The following is a 19262-nucleotide window of genomic DNA, read 5'->3' on the forward strand; positions in this document are numbered from 1 at the left end:
CCCGTGAATACGTTGCTGTTGTTGATTGTTATAGCGCTCTCCATCTACTTGTGTGTGGCTATGGTCGCACCTGAAAAATTTCAGGAGTAAACCATGCTGGAAATTACGCTGATTGTTGTTGCCAGCCTGTTGCTGGCGTGGCCGCTGGGGATTTATATGGCGGGGATTTTCTCTGCGCAGCCTCACGCCAGCGACCGGATTTTTTTACCCATCGAGAAAACCCTTTATCGCCTGTTGGGGATTAATGCATCGCGCGGCATGGACTGGAAAACCTACGGCAGTGCGTTTCTGCTGAGCAATTTTTTGCTGTTTATTGCCGCTTTTTTGTTGTTTTTATTTCAGCATCGTCTGCCGTTAAATCCGGATGGTATCGGCCCGCTCAGTTGGGATTTAGCGCTTCATACCGCCGTATCCTTTATCACCAATACCAATCAGCAACACTATTCGGGGCAAGCGCAGCTGAGTTATTTCTCGCAATCGGTGGCGATTGTGACCCTGCAATTTGTGACTCCGGCGATGGGTTTGGCGATTTGCCTTGCGGTATTACGCGGCCTGCTCGGTGGCAACAATAAAGACACTGCCGCTGAAGGCGAAGAGCGGGATCTGGGTAATTATTATGTGGATGTGACCCGCGCCGTGGTGCGCGTATTGATTCCCGCTGCCGCTATTCTCGCGCTCTTGCTGACTTGGCAAGGCGTGCCGAGTACCTATGCAGGCGCGGCGACGGTCACCACACTTGAGTCAGCCAGTGTTGAACAAACAATCCCGCGCGGACCAGTCGCGGCGATGGTGGCGATCAAACAACTTGGCACTAATGGCGGCGGCTGGTTCGGGCCTAACAGTACCAATCCACTGGAAAACCCCACGCCACTGAGCAATGCGCTGGAAACCATGGCGCTGGTGCTTATCCCTATGGCGGTGGTGTTTATGGCGGGCTATCTGCTCCGCAACCGCCGTTTTACCTTGATGTCGTTGGCGGCGATGGGAATGCTCAGTATCGCCTGCATTAGCGCCAGTGTTTACAGCGAGCGCCAACCCAATGCGGCCTTCAGCGGATTGAGCGCAGCCGATGTAAACATGGAAGGTAAAGAGGTTCGCTTTGGCGCCGATGCCTCCGCACTCTGGGCGACACTTACCACCCAAACCTCCAACGGTTCGGTGAATGCGATGCACGATTCACTCAACCCGATTGCCGGTTTAGTGACGCGCGCGGGCATGCTAATCAACGCCATCTGGGGCGGAATTGGCTGCGGCTTTGTGAATTTTATGGTGTACGTATGGACCACCATATTCCTCGCCGGTTTGATGATCGGGCGCACGCCGGAAATATTCGGGCGCAAGCTGGAGACTCCGGAAATTCGTCTACTTGGCCTGCTAATCGTATTACCCAGTTTGTGCATCCTCGGGCTAACCGCCATCACGTTGACAATTCCGTCTATCACCGGCACCAGCAATCCAGGCTTTCACGGTATATCCCAAGTGATTTACGAATACGTCTCCGCCTTTGCCAATAACGGTTCGGGGTTTGAGGGGCTGGGCGATAACACTCCCTGGTGGAATCTAAGTACCAGTTTGTGCCTCGCATTGGGTCGCTACTTGCCGCTGTTTATCCCGCTGATGATAGCCGGTTATCTCGCGCGCAAACGTGTCGCGCCGGAATCCAGCGCCAGTTTGAATATCGGCAGCACCACCTTTTGCCTGACGCTAGTGACGGTGATTCTGCTACTCAACTTCCTCTCCTTCCTGCCTTCCATGGTGCTTGGTCCGATTGGCGAAGCACTGCAACTGGCGCAACACTCAGGAGCTGCCAAATGAAGAATTCACTCATTAAAAAATCTCAAAAAGCAGCGCCTGCGCTCGACCAAAGGCAAATCGCCTCCGCTTGCTGGATTGCCGTAAAAAAACTCAATCCGCGCAGCGCCAGTAAAAATCCGGTGATGTTTGTGGTGCTGATCGGCACCCTTTTAAGTGCCGGTATCACTTTGCAACGAGCATTCGCTGGCGCCAGTTTTGGCTTTGAACTCACCTGCGCTTTGATCCTGCTGTTTACCGTCTGGTTTGCCAATCTGGCTGAAGCAATTGCCGAGGCGCGCGGGCGCGGTCAAGCCACCAGCCTGCGTTCAGCACGCCGCGACCTGATGGCTGAGCGCCTCGACAACCACGGCCGCGCCACCAAAACCATCCCAGCCACCGAACTGCGCAAGGGTGATAAGGTGTTGGTGAGCGCGGGCAACTACGTACCCGCCGATGGCGAGATTATCGAGGGCGTGGCCAGTATCAATGAATCCGCCGTGACCGGTGAATCGGCACCGGTATTGCGCGAAGCCGGTACCGATCACTCGGGCGTTATCGGCGGCACCAAAGTGTTGAGCGGCGAGATAGTCGTCGCCATCACCACCGAACCGGGCGAGAGTTTTCTCGACCGCATGATCGGTTTGGTGGAGGGCGCCAAACGTCAGAAAACGCCGAACGAGTTGGCGCTCACGGTGTTGCTTGCGGCGCTGACGTTGGTGTTTTTAATCGCCGTGGCCAGCCTGCCCGCTATGGCCGGATTTATGGGCGTAAATCTCGATAACACCATGCTGATCGCGCTGCTGGTGTGCCTGATTCCAACCACAATCGGCGGGCTTCTACCTGCAATTGGTATCGCTGGAATGAACCGGGCGCTGGCCGCCAACATAGTCGCGAAATCCGGTAAAGCCGTAGAAGTCGCAGGCGATATAGACACCCTCATGCTCGACAAAACCGGCACCATCACCTTTGGAGACCGCCAGGCCACGCGCTTTTTGCCGGTGGCAGGTGTAAGCGAACAAGATTTGTTGGAGGCCGCCGTTTACAGCTCACTGCAAGACCCAACTCCCGAAGGCAAATCCATCCTCAAGCTGGCCGAAAATCGCGGGTTTCATTTGCCCACTTTGCCAGACGACGCAGTCTTCTCGCCCTTCTCTGCCGAAACCCGTCTGTCAGGTCTGAGCCTGCCCGCAAGAGATGGCAATGCCGCGCGCGAATTTGTAAAAGGCGCGGGCACAGTGGTAAGCCGCTGGGCAGAGGGTTACGATCTGTTTGTACCGGGTAGTTTGCAGGGTCTCATTAATCAGGTCGCACAAACTGGCGGAACGCCGCTGGTGGTCGCCAGCAACACCGCCATCCTCGGTGTGGTGGCCTTGAGCGATGTAATCAAACCCGGAATCGCTGAACGTTTTGCCCGGTTGCGTGCACTGGGTGTACGCACGATTATGGTCACCGGCGATAACCCCATCACCGCCGGTGCCATAGCCGCTGAAGCCGGTGTGGATGATTTTATTGCGGAAGCAAAACCGGAAGACAAACTCGCACTGATCCGCGCCGAACAAGCCAAAGGCCGCCTGGTTGCCATGGTAGGTGACGGCACTAACGACGCTCCTGCCCTCGCCCAAGCAGATGTTGGTCTTGCGATGAACTCCGGCACTCAAGCGGCGCGTGAAGCGGGCAATATGGTGGACCTGGATTCTGACCCCGCCAAATTGCTCGCGGTAGTTGAAGTAGGTAAACAATTGCTGATGACGCGCGGCGCACTCACCACCTTTTCACTTGCCAACGATGTGGCGAAATATTTCGCGATAGTGCCCGCGATTTTTATTGCCGCGATTCCGGGTATCGGCGCACTGAATTTTATGCAGTTGCACAGCCCACAAAGCGCCGTGATCGCCGCGTTGATTTTTAACGCGCTGATTATTCCGGCGTTAATTCCCCTCGCACTGAAAGGTGTGAATCTACGGGCGATAAGCGCGGAAAAATTACTGCGCAACAATATGCTGGTGTACGGTTTGGGCGGTGTTTTTTTACCCTTTATTGCGATCAAATTATTGGATGTGATACTTACGCCGTTAATCTAAGGCGCCCTTGATGTAATTGCATCACAACTCTTTATGTCATTGAGGTTTACCATGAATTTTTCACTCAGCTTTTCACAACAATTTTTTATCGGCTTGCGCTTTTGTTTGGTAATGCTAGTGCTGTGCGGAATCCTGTATTCCGCCAGCATCACCAAACTGGGCGAGCTATTATTTTCCTATCAAGCCCAGGGCAGTTTGTTAGAGCATAAAGGTGAAGCGCGCGGTTCACTACTGGTTGCACAAACCTTTAGTGGCGATGGCTATTTTCACGGCCGCCCCAGCGCCGCCAGCAACGACCCTATGGCCACGGCAGGCAGCAACCTCGCACCGAGCAATCCGGCGCTGCGCGAGCGGGCACTCACAGATAGCACTGCGATTCAAATCCGCGAGCAGATTACTGCAACGCAAATACCGGTGGACTTAATCAGCGCCTCCGGCTCAGGGGTTGATCCGCACATATCCCCCGCTGCGGCACAAGTGCAAATCGCCCGAGTTGCCAGAGCGCGCAATATCAGCGAGGCAGAAGTTGTGCAATTGGTCGCGAACAATACCGAGCAAAAACAATGGGGAATTTTCGGACAAGTGCGTGTTAATGTGCTTTTATTAAATCTCGCGCTCGATCAGCTTGCCCCGCACTAACCACTAGATAGCACTTGCCATGAACAATGAACAAACACAGCGTCACCAACAAGCCGATGCGCTGCTAAAAACCGTGCAGCAGCAAGGTGGCGGGCAGTTGAAAATATTTTTAGGCGCGGCGCCCGGCGTAGGTAAAACCTGCGCCATGCTCAATGCAGCGAAGGAACTGCAGCAACAGGGAACGGCCGTGTGTGTCGGCTTGGTGGAGACGCACGGGCGCGCTGAAACCGAAGCGCTATTGCAAGGCTGTACAATATTGCCGCGCAAAACCATTCACTACCAAAACCAACAGCTCACGGAATTTGATGTAGATGCGGCGCTCGCGCTGCGCCCCAACATTATTCTGGTAGATGAACTCGCGCATACGAATGCCCCCGGCAGCCGCCATAAAAGGCGCTATCAGGATATTGCGGAATTACTCAAAGCAGGCATCCATGTTTACACCACTCTTAATGTGCAGCACATCGAAAGCCTGAATGATGTGGTGCTGCAAATTACTGGCGTGCGCGTGCAGGAAACCGTACCCGATTCATTTATCGATCAAGCCCATGAAATTGTATTTATTGACTTACCCCCGCAAAACTTGATCGAGCGTTTACAGCAAGGAAAAGTCTATGTAGAAGAATATGCTCGCTCCGCGCTGGAAGGTTTTTTTTCACCTGCCAATTTAACGGCACTGCGCGAATTGGCGATGAAAATTGTCATCGAACATGTGGATGACTCACTCAAAACCAGGCTGGATTCACGCGGCGGACAACAACATCTCGTTATTAACGATAAGTTGTTGGTGTTAATTTCAAACCGTAGTACGCACGACTATTTAATTCGTATCGGGCGTCGCCTGGCAGAAAAACGCGGTATGAGTTGGTTGGTAGTATGGGTGGATACTGGCCAGGTACAACTGCAACAAGACAAAGCACGCCTGCAATCTGCCATGACTCTGGCACAGGAGTTAGGCGCGCGCACTGAAATCCTGCGCGGCCCCAGCACCTGGCAAACCATAATCCCGTTTATTCGAGAAGAACGCATCAACACCGTTTTGGTAGGCTCGGGCACACGCAAGTGGCGCTGGCGAAAACCACTTTATCAACGGTTGATTAACAGTGGTTTAGGTTTAGAGGTGAGCGTTTATCGCGATCCCGATCAGCACAGCCGCGTTAATCATTTTATTCAACCTGCCGAAACATTCTTATCTGATCTGCGCGGATATTTACTCAGCACTCTTGGCGTAGCACTCGCCAGCATGATTGCTGTGCTATCAAAAAACCTGTTAGATCCGAATAATCTGGTATTAATTTATGTAGTTGCGGTGATTATTAGCGGCCTGCGTTTTGGCGCCGCGCCAGCAGTATTCTCGGCTATCTTTTCATTCTTCAGTTTTAATTTTTTTCTTACCGAGCCACTTCACACGCTCACGGTAAACAATCAGGAAGATATTTCCCGTCTGGTTTTTTTAGTCATCATTGGTTTGGTCTGTGGCCCAGCGGCTTCACGTATACGCCGTCAATTTTTACTACTGGCGGAATCTAATCGCTATTCCGAGTCACTACAGCGGCTTGCAGAACAATTTGCAGTTGCTGATGACCAGAATGTACTCTGGCAAGCGCTCACCAAAGAACTCAACAGCGCACTTCTGGCAGAAACCCACATAGTGCAGTTCAACAGCGATAATTCTTACGATATTTTTCCCGCTCGCGGTGAAAGATTCAGTGGAGTGGATATGGCGGCGATTGAATGGACGCGTAAACAAGCAGCACCTTCCGGTCGCTTTAGCGATACGCTCAGCAAATCCAGTTGGAGCTGTTTTCCGATTGCGAAAAATAACAAAACCATCGCCGTGATGCTGGTGCGACTACACGCTGAAAAATATGGTTTTACTACCTATGACATGGACATCATCAACGCCATGACGCAACAAGCGGCAAATGCATGGCAACGTATCCACCTCACCAAAGATTTGGAGTCCGCCAGGGTAAAAGCAGAAATTGAACAGTTACGCTCAGCGCTGCTCTCATCTGTCTCGCACGATTTGCGCTCGCCACTCTCCGCTATGATTGGTGCTGCCGACAGCTTGCGATTATTGGATCAACAACTCAGTAGCGAAGATCGCAGTGAATTAATCGACACAATTTTGCAAGAGAGCCGCCGCCTTGATCGCTACATCCAAAATCTTTTGGATATGACTCGCCTCGGTCATGGAACCTTGAAAATTGAGCGCGACTGGGTGTCTGCCAGCGACATTATCGGCAGTGCGCTGGCGCGACTGAAACGCTACAGCCCCGATGCTCTGGTTGATTTTCAGGTAAATGGCGCACCGCCGCTGCTCTATGTGCACGCCGCATTAATAGAACAGGCTTTATTTAATATTTTGGAAAATGCCGCAAAATTTACGCCGCCCGGTGAAAAAATTACCATCATTCTGGAACAACAACAGAACACTTGTACTATCACCATTGACGACAAAGGACCCGGTATTCCTGAGGCCTTGCGCGAGAAAATTTTTGATATGTTTTATGTGGTATCCGATGGTGATCACAAAAAAAATAACACGGGCATAGGCCTCGCCATTTGTAAGGGCATGATTGCGGCACACGGTGGCAGTGTGACTGCACAGGAAGGTGCACAAAAAACCGGCACACGCTTTTTAGTGGAGATTCCGCTACCATTGAATCAACCATAAACCAAATAGCGAACAGCACGAGAGCCTGTAATGAGCGCAAAAATTCTGGTCATCGACGATGAAACGCAAATCCGGCGCATGCTGCGCATCGCCCTGAAAAGCGAAGGTTACGATATTAGCGAAGCAGAAAATGGTGAGCAGGGACTGTCCAGTATCCTGCGCCTGCAACCGGATTTGGTCGTACTGGATTTAGGCCTTCCCGATATGGATGGACAAACCCTGCTACGCGAATTGCGCAGTTGGTCAACCGTACCAGTGATTGTGCTCTCGGTGCGCAATAGTGATAGAGAAAAAGTGCAGCTGCTCGACGCCGGTGCGCAGGACTATGTGACCAAACCGTTTAGTATTGAAGAATTTCTCGCCCGTGTGCGTGCCAATCTGCGCGATCACATTAAGCAGCAGAGCGCACAGATTCTGGATGACGGCTATTTATATATCGATTTAGGCAAACGTTTGGTCAAAACGGACAACAACCCTGTCAATCTAACGCCCAAAGAGTATGCGGTACTCTCAAAGCTCGCCAAGGTTCCCAACTGCGTGATCACCCAAACGCAATTGTTACAGGAAATTTGGGGGCCAACCCATCAGGAAGATTCCCATTATTTGCGTATAATAGTCAGCCACTTGCGGCAGAAGCTGGGGGAAGACCCGGCAGAACCCAAGTACATCAAAACTGAAGCTGGTGTTGGCTACCGCCTGATTTTTGCCTCCTATTGAATAATGGGAGGCGAATAGCAGCGGCTGGCTGCACCCACTACCGGATGTATGATTATGCGTTTTCTCCCTCACCTCCTACTGGTTGCGACCAGTTTTCTTATCCTTAGCTGTAGCAAAAGCCCGGAAATGAGCAAAATCACTGGCTATGCACAAGGCACCACTTATAACCTCACCTTTGAATTGCCCGCCGATACCAATGTCCCCCTCAGCCGCATTGAAGAGGCGGTGAACGAAGAGCTGGCGCGCATGGATCTGGTGTTGTCCAACTATCGCGACGACTCACAAATTGAACAGTTTAATGACCAGCAATCCACCGACCCGGTAGAAGTGGATGCAGAGATGGTAGAACTGGTGGAGATTGCGCGCGTTATACATCGCGCCAGCAATGGCTGTTATGACCTCACCATCAAACCCCTGTTCGATTTGTGGGGCTTTAAGAACGATGTATTCAACCCGCCCAGTGACGATGCTATCGCCGCCACACTCGCCAATGTCGGCCTGGACAATCTGGAAACGGTTGACGCAACACATCTGCGGAAAAAAATTCCCAACCTGCGTATTGATGTCTCCTCTATTGGCCAAGGCTATGCGGTGGAACGCATTGTGAAACTGCTTGAGCAATATGGCGTGCACAATTATTTAGTAGAAATTGGCGGTGAATTAAAAGTTCAAGGTAAAAAAATCAATGGTGAGGCCTGGCGCATCGCGCTGGAAAAACCGCTACCGAATGAGCGCAAAATGCACAAGATTGTCAGCTTCGATTCGGGCAAGCCCATGTCGCTGATCGGTTCAGGCACCTATCGTCATTTTTTTGATGATCATGGCAAACGCTACAGCCATATTCTGGATGCGCGCAGCGGCAAACCCGTTGAGCACAACACTGTATCCGTCACTATTCTTCACCCCGATGCCACTCTGGGTGACGCTTGGTCTACCGCCTTTTCCTGCCTGGGAAGCCGCGAGGGGCTGAAGGTGGCGAATGCAGAAAACCTGCCGGTATTATTTATTGATCAGGAAGGCGATAAATTTATTGAAACCGAATCCGATGCACTAAAAGCAATTACCGGTATTAGCTTTAAAAACCCTTAATAACCAACAGGATTCTTCAGCATGAAACTTGTCTACACCCACGAAAACCGTTTTCTAGTTGGTAATGCGCAGAACATTCTCGAACAAGCCGGAATTCGTGTGGTGTGGAAAAATGAATTCTCCTCGGGCGCCATTGGCGAAATATCGCCCTTTGATACCTGGCCGGAACTATGGGTAGTGGAAGATACCGATTACGAACAAGCTATCGATATTCTGTCCAATGCGTTTAACACACCCAGCGCACCAGAATGGCAATGCGCACAATGCAATGAACAAAACGCCGCTGCTTTTGAGACCTGTTGGAATTGCCAAACGGAGAAAGTGGGGTTGGCGCAATGAAACACATCATCTTAATTTTTCTTCTTCTGGCAGTCACTGCCAGTGCACTAACCACAACAGCATTTGCAAAAAATACTGTGACAGTGATGAGCTACAACATCCGGTGTGGATTATGCGAGCCAGCGGAAAACCCTCACAACTGGGAAAAACGTAAGTATTTTGTCGCACATTTAATTAAAACGCACGATCCCGATGTGATTGGCTTACAGGAAGCTGAAATATTTCAAGTAGAAGATTTAGTTGAAATGCTGGATGATTATTCCTGGACGGGGGTTGGCCGCAACGACGGCAAAGATAAAGGCGAAGCAAATGCAATTCTGTTCCGCACTGAACGCTTTTCGCTACAGTCGCAGCAAACACTCTGGTTATCGCAAACGCCGTTGAAGCCTTCGCTCGGCTGGGATGCAGCTTATCGCCGTACACTGACCATTGCGAAATTACTCGATGCGCAATCCAAACAGCTTTTCTATGCACTCAATACGCATTTAGATAATGAAGGTGAAACCGCACGACAGGAAGGGGCACAATTACTCCTGGCTGAAATCGCAAAAATTGACGCAGCATCGCCCTTGGTGGTAACTGGTGATTTTAATGTTATCGCCACCTCCACAACCTACGGCATCATTACCCAAACACTCGCCGACGCCGAGAAAATATCCATCACACCTGCTGTAGGCGGCACCAATACCTACAACGGCTTTGGCGAAAACAAAGAGCCAAACAATAAAATTGATTTTATTTTTGTGAAAAAATCAATGAAGGTGAAAAGCCATCAAATAGACACCACCATCTACAACAATATCTACCCCTCGGATCACTATCCAATCATCGTAACGGTGGATACAGCAGCCACACCCGTAGATTCTTTATTGATTGCCGAGTAGCACCGCCAATTCGTTGCGGATATATTTTTCTTCCACCCATTCAGTTAAATGGGCATTCATAAATTCAATGAAATTATGCGCGGTAACAGGCAAGCGGCGATCGCCATGCTGCACCAAATACCAATGACTGTTCAACGGAAAATTGCGCACCTTAATTTGCGCTACACGCGCTTGGGATTGTGCCAATGTATGCTCGGATAACACGGCCAAACCCAAGCCATTTTCCACACTCATCCGAATCACTTCATTGCTTTCAATTTGCATGGTGTTGTGCAATTGCAAATTCTGTTCGCGCAGAAAATTTTCAAAAACCATCCGCGTCGCACTGCCAGGCTCGCGCATTAAAAAACGCTCATCAACCAACTCCACGCAATCCACTTCATCCCGCTGCGCCGCCCAATGATGGATGGGTGCAATTAACACCAACGGGTTACGCAAAAACCGACGGCTAATTACATGGTCGCCTGTGGGTGGATGACTAAACAGATACAAATCATCCAACTGATTTTCAAACCGCTGCAACACACTGCCACGGTTGCCGATATTAAAAGTCACATCCACCGCCGGATATTGTTGCGCATAGGGGCTGAGCAGCCGCGGCAACACATACTGTGCCGTTGTTACCACACCAATGCTGAAATGGCCCTTATTACCACGCGCGGCATCGGTCAGGAAACCATCAAAGTCCTCAAAGCGGGTAAGTGCGTCCAAAGCGGCGTGATACAGCTCGGTACCGACAAATGTCGGCTTATAGCTACCCTCGCGCAGCTCCAGCAAAGGCTCCCCCACCGCTTCGCTCAGGCGCTTGACCTGCAGGGAAACCGTGGGTTGGGTGAGATGCAATTGCTGGGCAGCTTGCGAGATGGAACCGCTGCGCACCACAGCGACATAGACCTGCAACAGGCGAAAAGTGAGATGTCGAATATTCATAGCAGCATTCAAATTCCAACATATAGATGACTATAAATATAATAAATCATAAACATTAATTATCATCAATTACCAAATAAAACGACAATAGCACCACTGCCATCACACTGTGGAGCGAACCATGCCCGATATCGTTATTATGTTCTTCTTGCTCGGCGCCCTTGCCGGAGTTGCCAAGTCTGACCTTCAAGTGCCCAAAGCGGCCTATGACACACTCAGTATTTTGTTAATGCTGACTCTGGGACTGAAAGGAGGTTTAGCCCTACACGGACAAGTGAGCTGGCAGCTACTACCCGAAGTGGTTGTGGTTATTCTGATTGGCATCGCCATTCCTTTGGCTGTCTATCCAATTGTTCGCAAACTTGCAGGCCTTAACGCCGCCGACAGCGCCAGCCTAGCAGCACACTATGGCTCGGCCAGTGCCGGCACCTTTGCCGTCGCGCTGGCTTTTGCGGAAGCCAACAACCTGCCGATAGCACCACAAACCACTCTCTACCTGGTTTTACTGGAACTACCGGCAATTGTGGTGGCGATTATGATTTATCGCAAAGTCACTGGCAGCACAGCCAAAGCCAGCGCCATCTGGCACGAAGCCCTAACCAGTCGCGGGGTGGTTCTGCTGGCTGGCGGTTTGCTGATTGGCTACTGGTACGGGCCCGAAGGCAGTGCAGCGATCAGCCCTTTATTCCTCGGTGCGTTTAAAGCGCTGCTCGCCCTCTTTTTATTGGAAATGGGACTGTGTGTGTCCAAACACCTCAACCCATTCCCGATAAAACATTGGCGCTTGATTGGCTTTGCGTTAGTCGCGCCAGTCATCCTGGCGACCATAGGCATTAGCCTTGGTGTATTGCTCGGCTTACCCGCCGGTAGCAGCTTGATTCTCGGCAGTCTGGTTGCAAGTGCGTCCTATATCGCCGCACCAGCAGCCATTCGCGGGGCAATCCCCGAGGCCGATGTAGGCCTCTCCATTTTCGCCTCACTGGGCGTGACCTTTCCGTTGAATGTGTTAGTGGGAATTCCCGTTTATTACCAGATGATGGAAGTGATAAGCCATCTGTAAGCGATACCGGTTGGGGGGCGTCACCTCAATGTAATCCGCGTTGATAGCTGCCAGTCAAGAATGCCCAAAGAATGCATTCGGCATCCCCCCAGCATCGTGCTAATATGCGCGCCTTTTTTCCGTTTCCGGCTCATTTTTTGAGCTTACACTTATTGAGTTTCAAGCATTCGGGCAAGCGCTATGGCAAGAAAAGTTGCGGTGATTATGGGCTCCAAGAGCGATTGGGCCACTATGCAGGCGGCAGTAGAAATACTGGAGCAGATGGGTGTCGAGTACCACACTGAGGTAGTGTCGGCGCATCGCACCCCGCAAAAGCTAACGGAGTTTGCTGAAAACGCAGTGGAGCAGGGTTATGCGGTGATCATCGCCGGCGCCGGTGGTGCAGCGCATTTGCCGGGCATGGTGGCAGCACACACCCGCTTGCCAGTCCTGGGCGTTCCCGTGCAAAGCAAAGCCCTGAGCGGTGTAGATAGCCTCTATTCCATCGTACAGATGCCCAAAGGCGTAGCGGTGGGCACACTGGCGATTGGGGTTGCTGGCGCATTTAACGCTGGCCTGCTGGCCTGCCAGATCCTGGCAGTGACTGACCCTGCGCTGGCCATCAAAATCGAGCAATTCCGCCATGACCAGACACAGGCCGTTTTGGATAATCCCGATCCAAGAGATCAATAAGGCGCAATCAATCATTTCCCGTTTTACAGGCTGTTTCCGAGGTTAGGCATGAGTCAACGAATTTGGGTTTTAGGTGCAGGTCAGTTGGGCGCAATGCTCAAGCATGCCGGCATGCCATTGGCGCTGGACGTGTGCCCTGTCGATATTAATGAAAGCAGTGCGCCTGCACTGGCCGTTGATGATCTGGTGACCGCCGAGCGTGAGCAGTGGCCGGCAACCCTGGTGACCCATGCACTTGCCCAACATCCGCGTTTTATCAATCAAAACGTGTTTGGCCGCCTGGCAGATCGTAAAACCCAAAAAGAACTGATCGACTCACTCGGCATAGCCACAGCACCATGGCGCAATGTTGCCAATGACATCACTGCGAATGAATTGCGCGATCAACTTGGCGAGCGCGTACTGCTGAAGCGTCGCACCGGCGGTTACGATGGCCGTGGCCAACATTGGTTGCGTACTGATGACGATGAAGTGCCCGGTGATTGGCAAGGTGAAGCAATCGCCGAACAGGCGATCAACTTTGATGAAGAAGTTTCTCTGGTGGGTGTGCGCAATGCAGCGGGCGAATGCGTGTTTTATCCACTCACCTTGAATTTACATTTGAGCGGCATACTCTACGCCTCGGTTGCGCCACTCGCCCGCCTGCAACCGCTGCAAGCGCAAGCCGAGCAGATGCTCGGTAACATTTTGAATGCGCTGGACTACGTTGGCGTGATGGCCATGGAAACCTTCCGTGTTGGCGATCAATTGCTGATTAATGAATTGGCACCACGCGTACACAACTCGGGCCACTGGACACAAGCAGGCGCCAGCATCAGCCAGTTCGAATATCACCTGCGCGCCATTGCCGATATGGCCATCCCTGCACCACAGGTGATAGGTCAAAATGTGATGATCAATTTGATCGGTATCGACTACAACCCACAATGGCGCAACCTGCCCTGTGCACGCACTTATTGGTACGGTAAAGAGGTTCGCCCTGGTCGCAAAGTGGGCCATATCAATATTGTCAGCAATAACATTACCGAGGTACGCGAAACCCTGGTTTTGCTCGGCGACCTGCTGCCCGAACACTACTACCGCGATGCTATCGACTGGAGCCTGAGTGCACTGGAATCGCTCTAACAAAAAGCCGGACTTGTTCCGGCTTTTTGTTAGGTTTGGTTAATTCTTGCATCTTGTCAGCACCGAAGTGTGATAGTTTTTGCTACCTGTAACGTAACAACAAGCATAGATTTATCCCTTCACTTTGCCGCATATAGCACAACACCCCAGTAACAGTTACTTTTATGAATAGGAGCTATTTAGCTTGACGGACCTTGATCTGAAAATCACACCCCATGAGAATTACCTGCATGTGGATGTACGTGGCATGGGCAATTATGAAAACGCTCTGTTTATGTGGCAGAGCGTGGTCGATGCCTGTGAGCAGTACCAATGCTTCAAAGTGCTTGGCGAACAATATTTATTTGATTCGGTATCAACCGCGGAAGCGTTTGATCACCCCACCATCTTTAAAAAGGTCGGCATCACCAAAAAATACACATTCGCGTGGGTTGATAATAATCCACGGACTCGCGAGACCACACAATTTGTCCGCGATGTGTTGGCGAACCGCTCCATTGGTTACGGTCGATTGTTCAACGATGCTGACAGTGCAAAACGCTGGTTACTGCAACAGGATTAGTACTGCGTTGCAAAGACACAGCCAATAGCCAGCTAATAATGCCCACAAAAAAAGCGCCCTGTAAGCGCTTTTTTTGTGGGTGAAGACAGTCGCTTTCACTATAAAATCCACACCTCTACACGGCGATTCATGCGGCGCCCCTCTTCCGACTTACTGCTCGCCAAAGGTGCTTCATCACCCATGCCACGCGCCACTAACGGATAGATACCGCGTGCAATTAACGCTTGTTCAACAACCTTGGCCCGGCGCAAGGACAATTCACGATCATCTGAATTACTCCCTTCGTCATCGGTAAATCCAAACAACTGCACCCGTTTTGGTGCATTGGTTTCCATATATTTCACCAAGCGCTCCAAATCGGTAATCGCCTTGGTATCCAACTCATCACTACCATCTTTAAAACGAAAGTTAATCGACAAACGCTGTGAACGATTTGTTAACTGGCGCATTTCTTCAGGGTAAAAACTATTGCTGTAAGGCTGACCGGTTTTAATATTTTGTGAGACCAACCCTATGTCTTCCACAATGCTCTGACCGCGCTCGGTCGCACTGAAGCGCACAAACTCCTCCGCTTCGGCATTGGTATTTTTTTGCGGCAAATAAAAATACAAGCGACGCGCCAGTGGATAATCTTCTGTACTGACGGTGAAATGCGTGGGTACTATCGCCTTGGCAGTTTTAGTCGCTGAAATAGCCAATAATTTTGCGCGACGCACATAAGGCAACCCAATAAAACCTATAGCCCCCTCATCCTTTGCAATGGCATCCGACAACTCTGTGCTGGATTCAAACCGCTTGGCCGCCAGAGACATGCTGGCTTTTGCAGGGTCCAACACCATACTTTTAAAGGAATCCCAGGTACCGGAATTTTCATCCCGTGCATAGAGGGTGATGGGACGATCAGCACCACCCAATTCAGACCAGTTAGTCGTTTCACCGGAAAATATTTTCACCAACTGCGGAATGGATAAACTACCGACCGAGTTGGTATTGTTAACAATAATCGCAAGCCCATCCAAACCGATAATATGTTCAGCACCGGGCTCCGTCATGTCGCCCTGCTTACTCATTAACAATTCGCGTTCTTGCTCTTTGATCCGTCGTGATGACATGCCCAACTCGGCCTTGGCATCTGATAAATCTGTAAATGCCGTACTGGAACCGTGGGCATGGATTTGTACAAACTCGATACGCCCATTGATTTCTGCACTGACTGCTTTTTCAACCGGGCTGTTACCCTGCTCGGTTTTAATATTCGCGCCGCCACGCGCCATTAAATAGGATTCAACCAATCGCGGTGCCAACTTCTCGCCAACGGTATTGGAGCCATGCACACGAAACAGCGGAGTTGTCGCACGGGTCAGTACACCATTATTCGCCGCTGCAGTATGCGCAAGGGCATTCGCCGGTTTGATATGCGTATCGCTAATTGCCTGGATGACAAATACTTCGCCGGCATTCAGCGGTAAAAATGAGCGCAGTAAATAACCGCTTAAGATCAACAATAGCGCACAAGAGATCATGGCAAGGCCAGAAAGTCGAATACCTTTTTTTACTTTTTTAGCGACTTTGAATTGTTCACCCTTGTGGGTTGCCGAGGTGATTGAATCTTCAAGTTGACGCACTTCCCATACCAATGCAGTTAACTCAGCGTCATTGGCACTCAGCGCTTTTTCGAGCAATTCGTGGCGATAGTCTTCATCCTTTAATACCATGTTGAGCGGAATATGCATTTTTAAATGCACCTCGCACAAACGCTTCAAATTCCATAATTTATCAACCAGGGCGACGTTATAGTGAATATTCTTATGGGGTTTGGGGGACATGGCGCTTCTCGATAAAGAACAGAAGCGCGCACTATAGAAATGAGAGGTGACAGTTACATGACAAAGCGGTATTACTGGTGGTTATTTACCCTTATTTTCCCTCATGCTCACGACGTAACTGACTCAAGCCAGTCTTAATCCAGGTCAATAAATCATCGGGAAATAGCGGCTTGGAAAAATAAAACCCTTGTACCAAATCAACACCTAAATCCACAACAACTTGAAAGTCTTCCCGGGTTTCAACACCTTCTGCAACGGTAGACAGATTGAGTTTTTTAGCAAGTTCAACCGTACTGGCAAAAATAGTTTGTTGTTGCGGACGCGCGGCGGCGCGGTGTACCAAAGAGCGATCAATTTTTAATTCTGTCGCAGGTACACGTGACAACTGCTGTGCATTCGCAAAACCAGTGCCGTAATCATCGATGGCAATATGGAAACCCTTTAAACGCAAACGCGCCAGTGTACGTATCGCACTGGCCAATTCGCCTAGCAAGGCATTCTCTGTAATTTCAAAGGTAATTTCATTAGCAGGCACATCGTATTGCGCGGCCATTGCACACAACCAATCCACAATATCTATATCAGCAAGGGAGAGGGGCGATAAATTAAAGGCGAGATTAAAACGCAGACCGTATTGTTGCCAGGTGCGCTTATGCTTGAATGCCTGCTCTAATAAATGCCGCGTTAACGCATCAATCAATCCGTGGCGCTCGGCAAGCGGAATAAAAACACCGGGAGAAATCATTCCTTTGGTAGGGTGATGCCAACGCGCCAAGGCCTCTACACCACTCAATATTAACCCTTGCACGGTTAATTTGGGTTGGAAGGCCAAGGTCATCTCATTATTAACAATCGCCTTACTTAACTCTACAGCAGTTACATCTTGCTCGATATCATCTTCAATAGGTTGCAATGCCATTTTGGCATCGTGAATAAAACGCAACAAACTGCATTCAAGCGCATCAGGTAATAGTGGTTTCTGAAAGGTTCCCAATACATGCAGGCCATCGGCTTCAGCCATAGTACCTACGCTGGAAATTAAAACGGGATCTTTTGCACTGAGAATAATAATGCTGGTCGATAATTTTTTTTGTGCAATGGCGCGAATGAGTTCAACCCCATCCATCACCGGCATTTCCAAATCAATCAACACAACATCGATTGCCTCATGCTCCAGTATTTGTAAAGCATCCATTCCGTTGGCAGCGCCCAGCAATTGGGCAACCCCCATTTCACGGCATAAATCCTGCGCATACTGGCGCTGGGTCAAGCTGTCATCAGTAACCAGTACATTTAATTCTTTGATTGTGGATTTCACGCCCTACCTCCCAAAACGGCAGGAATCTGTGAGAGCGACATCACCTCTTTCGCTGCCCCAAGGCTAATTGCCTCTTTAGGCATTCCGAATACCACACAGGACGCTTCATCCTGCGCAATAGTACGACAACCTGCTTGCCGCATTTCTAACAAACCTCGCGCACCATCATCTCCCATGCCGGTAAGGATAATACCCGTAGCATTGCGCCCTGCCGCACGCGCAGCGGAACGGAATAGCACATCCACAGACGGACAGTGACGGTTCACGCTAGGGCCACGAAATACCTTTGCAACATATTGCGCACCTGAACGCTGCACCTCCAAATGGTGTCCGCCCGGCGCAATCAGAACGCGCCCCGGAATTAAACGGTCACCTGACTCGGCCTCTTTAATATCCACCTCACACAAGCCATCCAAGCGTTTGGCAAACGCGGCGGTAAATTTTTCCGGCATATGTTGCACCACAGCAATACCTGGGCAAGTGCGCGGAATTTTGCTCAGGATTTCCTCCAGCGCCTGAGTTCCTCCCGTAGAGGTTCCAATCACAATAATAGAATCTGTAGTCGCCGTCATGGTCACCAAATCCACCGCATGTGCATGCGGAATAGGTTTGGTAACAGCAGCACTGGGCGCGCGCCGTGCAACATGCGCACCGGCGGCGCCACGCACGGTTTGCCAGAGCAAATGCTTGGCATCCAGCAAAAAATCTTTTACGCCCAATTGCGGTTTGGTAATGATATCAATGGCACCAGCAGACAGCGCTTGTAGCGACAGCTCCGCACCTTTTTCAGCAAGGGAAGAACATATGATGACTGGCGTTGGCTGCTCGCTCATCAAGCGACGCAAAAATGTCAGACCATCCATACGGGGCATTTCAATATCCAGCAAAATAACGTCAGGCCACTTTTTTTGCATTTGTTGCTGGGCAAAAATCGGGTCCGAGGCCGTTGCATAGACATTGATATCAGGTGCTTCATTGAGCACTGCCGTCAGCACCTGACGCACTACAGCCGAATCATCGACTACCAACACATCAATTGTCATAGCAATTAAGTATTCCAGGGAAATAGGATTAGTATGTTTTTAAGCTGGTATAAGTATTGTCGATCCCTGCCTGATTACAAGGCATCAATCAGCACTCATTTGATAATGTTTTACCTGAATTTCACCGCTAGTCATAACCATGGTTAATGAGCGGGAGATAGCTCCTCCCACATCTACACGGCATGGTTTTAGATCCTCTTGTATAAGCCATTCCCGAGCATAGGCAATATTGTCAGAGCCAATAGAGGTTGGGCCGCTATAGGCAAACATATCACCGCCGCCAAAAAGCCCTATTTGAAATTCCTTTGGATTGCTTACGCGCAACATGGCCAATCTCATTTCCAACAGCGCATTTTGTGCATAACGATAATCTCGCGCTGAAATTTTACCTTGTGTTGATGCATTTTTTTGCTTTGGTTCTGTTAGCAAATAGTGACATAAACCACCCACTTTTAATTTAGGGTGCCATGCGGTCACAGCCACACAAGAACCTAACAGCGTTC

The 19262-nt window shown here is 50.3% G+C and carries 18 protein-coding genes; 13 read left to right on the forward strand and 5 right to left on the reverse strand.

Going from position 1 to position 19262, the window contains the following annotated elements; translation table 11 throughout:
- Positions 1–3: 3 nt before the first annotated feature.
- From kdpF to B0D95_RS09600, 9 genes are all read left to right on the forward strand, one after another.
- Positions 4–90: a K(+)-transporting ATPase subunit F gene (gene kdpF, locus B0D95_RS21115; protein ID WP_371453652.1), complete on the forward strand. Its 87-nt coding sequence runs from the start codon at positions 4–6 to the stop codon at positions 88–90.
- 3 nt (positions 91–93) lie between these two features.
- Positions 94–1815 carry a potassium-transporting ATPase subunit KdpA gene (gene kdpA / locus B0D95_RS09565; protein WP_078043694.1) on the forward strand — a complete coding sequence of 574 codons (1722 nt, stop codon included), beginning with the start codon at positions 94–96 and terminating at the stop codon, positions 1813–1815.
- A complete protein-coding gene (gene kdpB / locus B0D95_RS09570; RefSeq protein ID WP_078043695.1) occupies positions 1812–3875 on the forward strand; it encodes a potassium-transporting ATPase subunit KdpB in 2064 nt (687 codons plus the stop codon). Before kdpA ends, kdpB begins: the two co-directional genes overlap by 4 nt.
- A gap of 51 nt (positions 3876–3926) precedes the next feature.
- On the forward strand, positions 3927–4514 hold the full coding sequence (kdpC, locus tag B0D95_RS09575) for a potassium-transporting ATPase subunit KdpC (protein WP_078043696.1): 588 nt from the start codon (positions 3927–3929) through the stop codon (positions 4512–4514).
- Between the two features lie 19 nt (positions 4515–4533).
- Positions 4534–7194 (forward strand): sensor histidine kinase KdpD, encoded by a 2661-nt coding sequence (locus B0D95_RS09580; RefSeq protein WP_078043697.1) that lies wholly within the window; start codon positions 4534–4536, stop codon positions 7192–7194.
- 30 nt (positions 7195–7224) lie between these two features.
- Complete coding sequence (locus B0D95_RS09585) at positions 7225–7911, forward strand: response regulator (protein WP_078043698.1); 687 nt, start codon at positions 7225–7227, stop codon at positions 7909–7911.
- Positions 7912–8037: 126 nt separating this feature from the next.
- Positions 8038–9000: an FAD:protein FMN transferase gene (locus B0D95_RS09590; protein ID WP_246841765.1), complete on the forward strand. Its 963-nt coding sequence runs from the start codon at positions 8038–8040 to the stop codon at positions 8998–9000.
- A gap of 21 nt (positions 9001–9021) precedes the next feature.
- Complete coding sequence (locus B0D95_RS09595) at positions 9022–9339, forward strand: DUF2007 domain-containing protein (RefSeq protein WP_078043700.1); 318 nt, start codon at positions 9022–9024, stop codon at positions 9337–9339.
- Positions 9336–10223: an endonuclease/exonuclease/phosphatase family protein gene (locus B0D95_RS09600; RefSeq protein ID WP_078043701.1), complete on the forward strand. Its 888-nt coding sequence runs from the start codon at positions 9336–9338 to the stop codon at positions 10221–10223. Before B0D95_RS09595 ends, B0D95_RS09600 begins: the two co-directional genes overlap by 4 nt.
- Here the strand turns inward: B0D95_RS09600 and B0D95_RS09605 are convergent.
- A complete protein-coding gene (locus tag B0D95_RS09605; RefSeq protein WP_078043702.1) occupies positions 10206–11153 on the reverse strand; it encodes a LysR family transcriptional regulator in 948 nt (315 codons plus the stop codon). The genes B0D95_RS09600 and B0D95_RS09605 overlap by 18 nt on opposite strands.
- Positions 11154–11274: 121 nt before the next feature.
- Between B0D95_RS09605 and B0D95_RS09610 the strand changes: the two genes are divergently transcribed.
- The 4 genes from B0D95_RS09610 to B0D95_RS09625 all read left to right on the forward strand — a co-directional run bounded on the left by B0D95_RS09610 (position 11275) and on the right by B0D95_RS09625 (position 14572).
- Positions 11275–12213, forward strand: coding sequence for a sodium-dependent bicarbonate transport family permease (locus tag B0D95_RS09610; protein ID WP_078043703.1), 939 nt, complete (start codon positions 11275–11277; stop codon positions 12211–12213).
- A 180-nt stretch (positions 12214–12393) separates the two neighbouring features.
- Positions 12394–12885, forward strand: coding sequence for a 5-(carboxyamino)imidazole ribonucleotide mutase (gene purE / locus B0D95_RS09615; protein ID WP_078043704.1), 492 nt, complete (start codon positions 12394–12396; stop codon positions 12883–12885).
- 48 nt (positions 12886–12933) lie between these two features.
- Positions 12934–14010: a 5-(carboxyamino)imidazole ribonucleotide synthase gene (gene purK / locus B0D95_RS09620; RefSeq protein WP_078043705.1), complete on the forward strand. Its 1077-nt coding sequence runs from the start codon at positions 12934–12936 to the stop codon at positions 14008–14010.
- 184 nt (positions 14011–14194) lie between these two features.
- Entirely contained in the window at positions 14195–14572 is a 378-nt protein-coding gene (locus B0D95_RS09625) for a hypothetical protein (RefSeq protein WP_246841766.1), read from the forward strand.
- A gap of 98 nt (positions 14573–14670) precedes the next feature.
- Here the strand turns inward: B0D95_RS09625 and B0D95_RS09630 are convergent, their stop codons facing one another.
- The 4 genes from B0D95_RS09630 to B0D95_RS09645 form a co-directional block, all read right to left on the reverse strand.
- Positions 14671–16398 (reverse strand): phosphate ABC transporter substrate-binding/OmpA family protein, encoded by a 1728-nt coding sequence (locus B0D95_RS09630; RefSeq protein ID WP_078043706.1) that lies wholly within the window; start codon positions 16396–16398, stop codon positions 14671–14673.
- Between the two features lie 91 nt (positions 16399–16489).
- The gene (locus B0D95_RS09635) at positions 16490–17716 is read right to left on the reverse strand and encodes an EAL domain-containing protein (protein WP_078043707.1); all 1227 of its coding nucleotides are present in this window, start codon (positions 17714–17716) and stop codon (positions 16490–16492) included.
- A complete protein-coding gene (locus B0D95_RS09640) occupies positions 17713–18759 on the reverse strand; it encodes a chemotaxis response regulator protein-glutamate methylesterase (RefSeq protein WP_078043708.1) in 1047 nt (348 codons plus the stop codon). Before B0D95_RS09640 ends, B0D95_RS09635 begins: the two co-directional genes overlap by 4 nt.
- Positions 18760–18843: 84 nt before the next feature.
- Complete coding sequence (locus B0D95_RS09645) at positions 18844–19242, reverse strand: chemotaxis protein CheD (RefSeq protein WP_244904511.1); 399 nt, start codon at positions 19240–19242, stop codon at positions 18844–18846.
- Positions 19243–19262 lie beyond the last annotated feature (20 nt).

The sequence above is a fragment of the Cellvibrio sp. PSBB023 genome (assembly GCF_002007605.1).
GTDB lineage: Bacteria > Pseudomonadota > Gammaproteobacteria > Pseudomonadales > Cellvibrionaceae > Cellvibrio.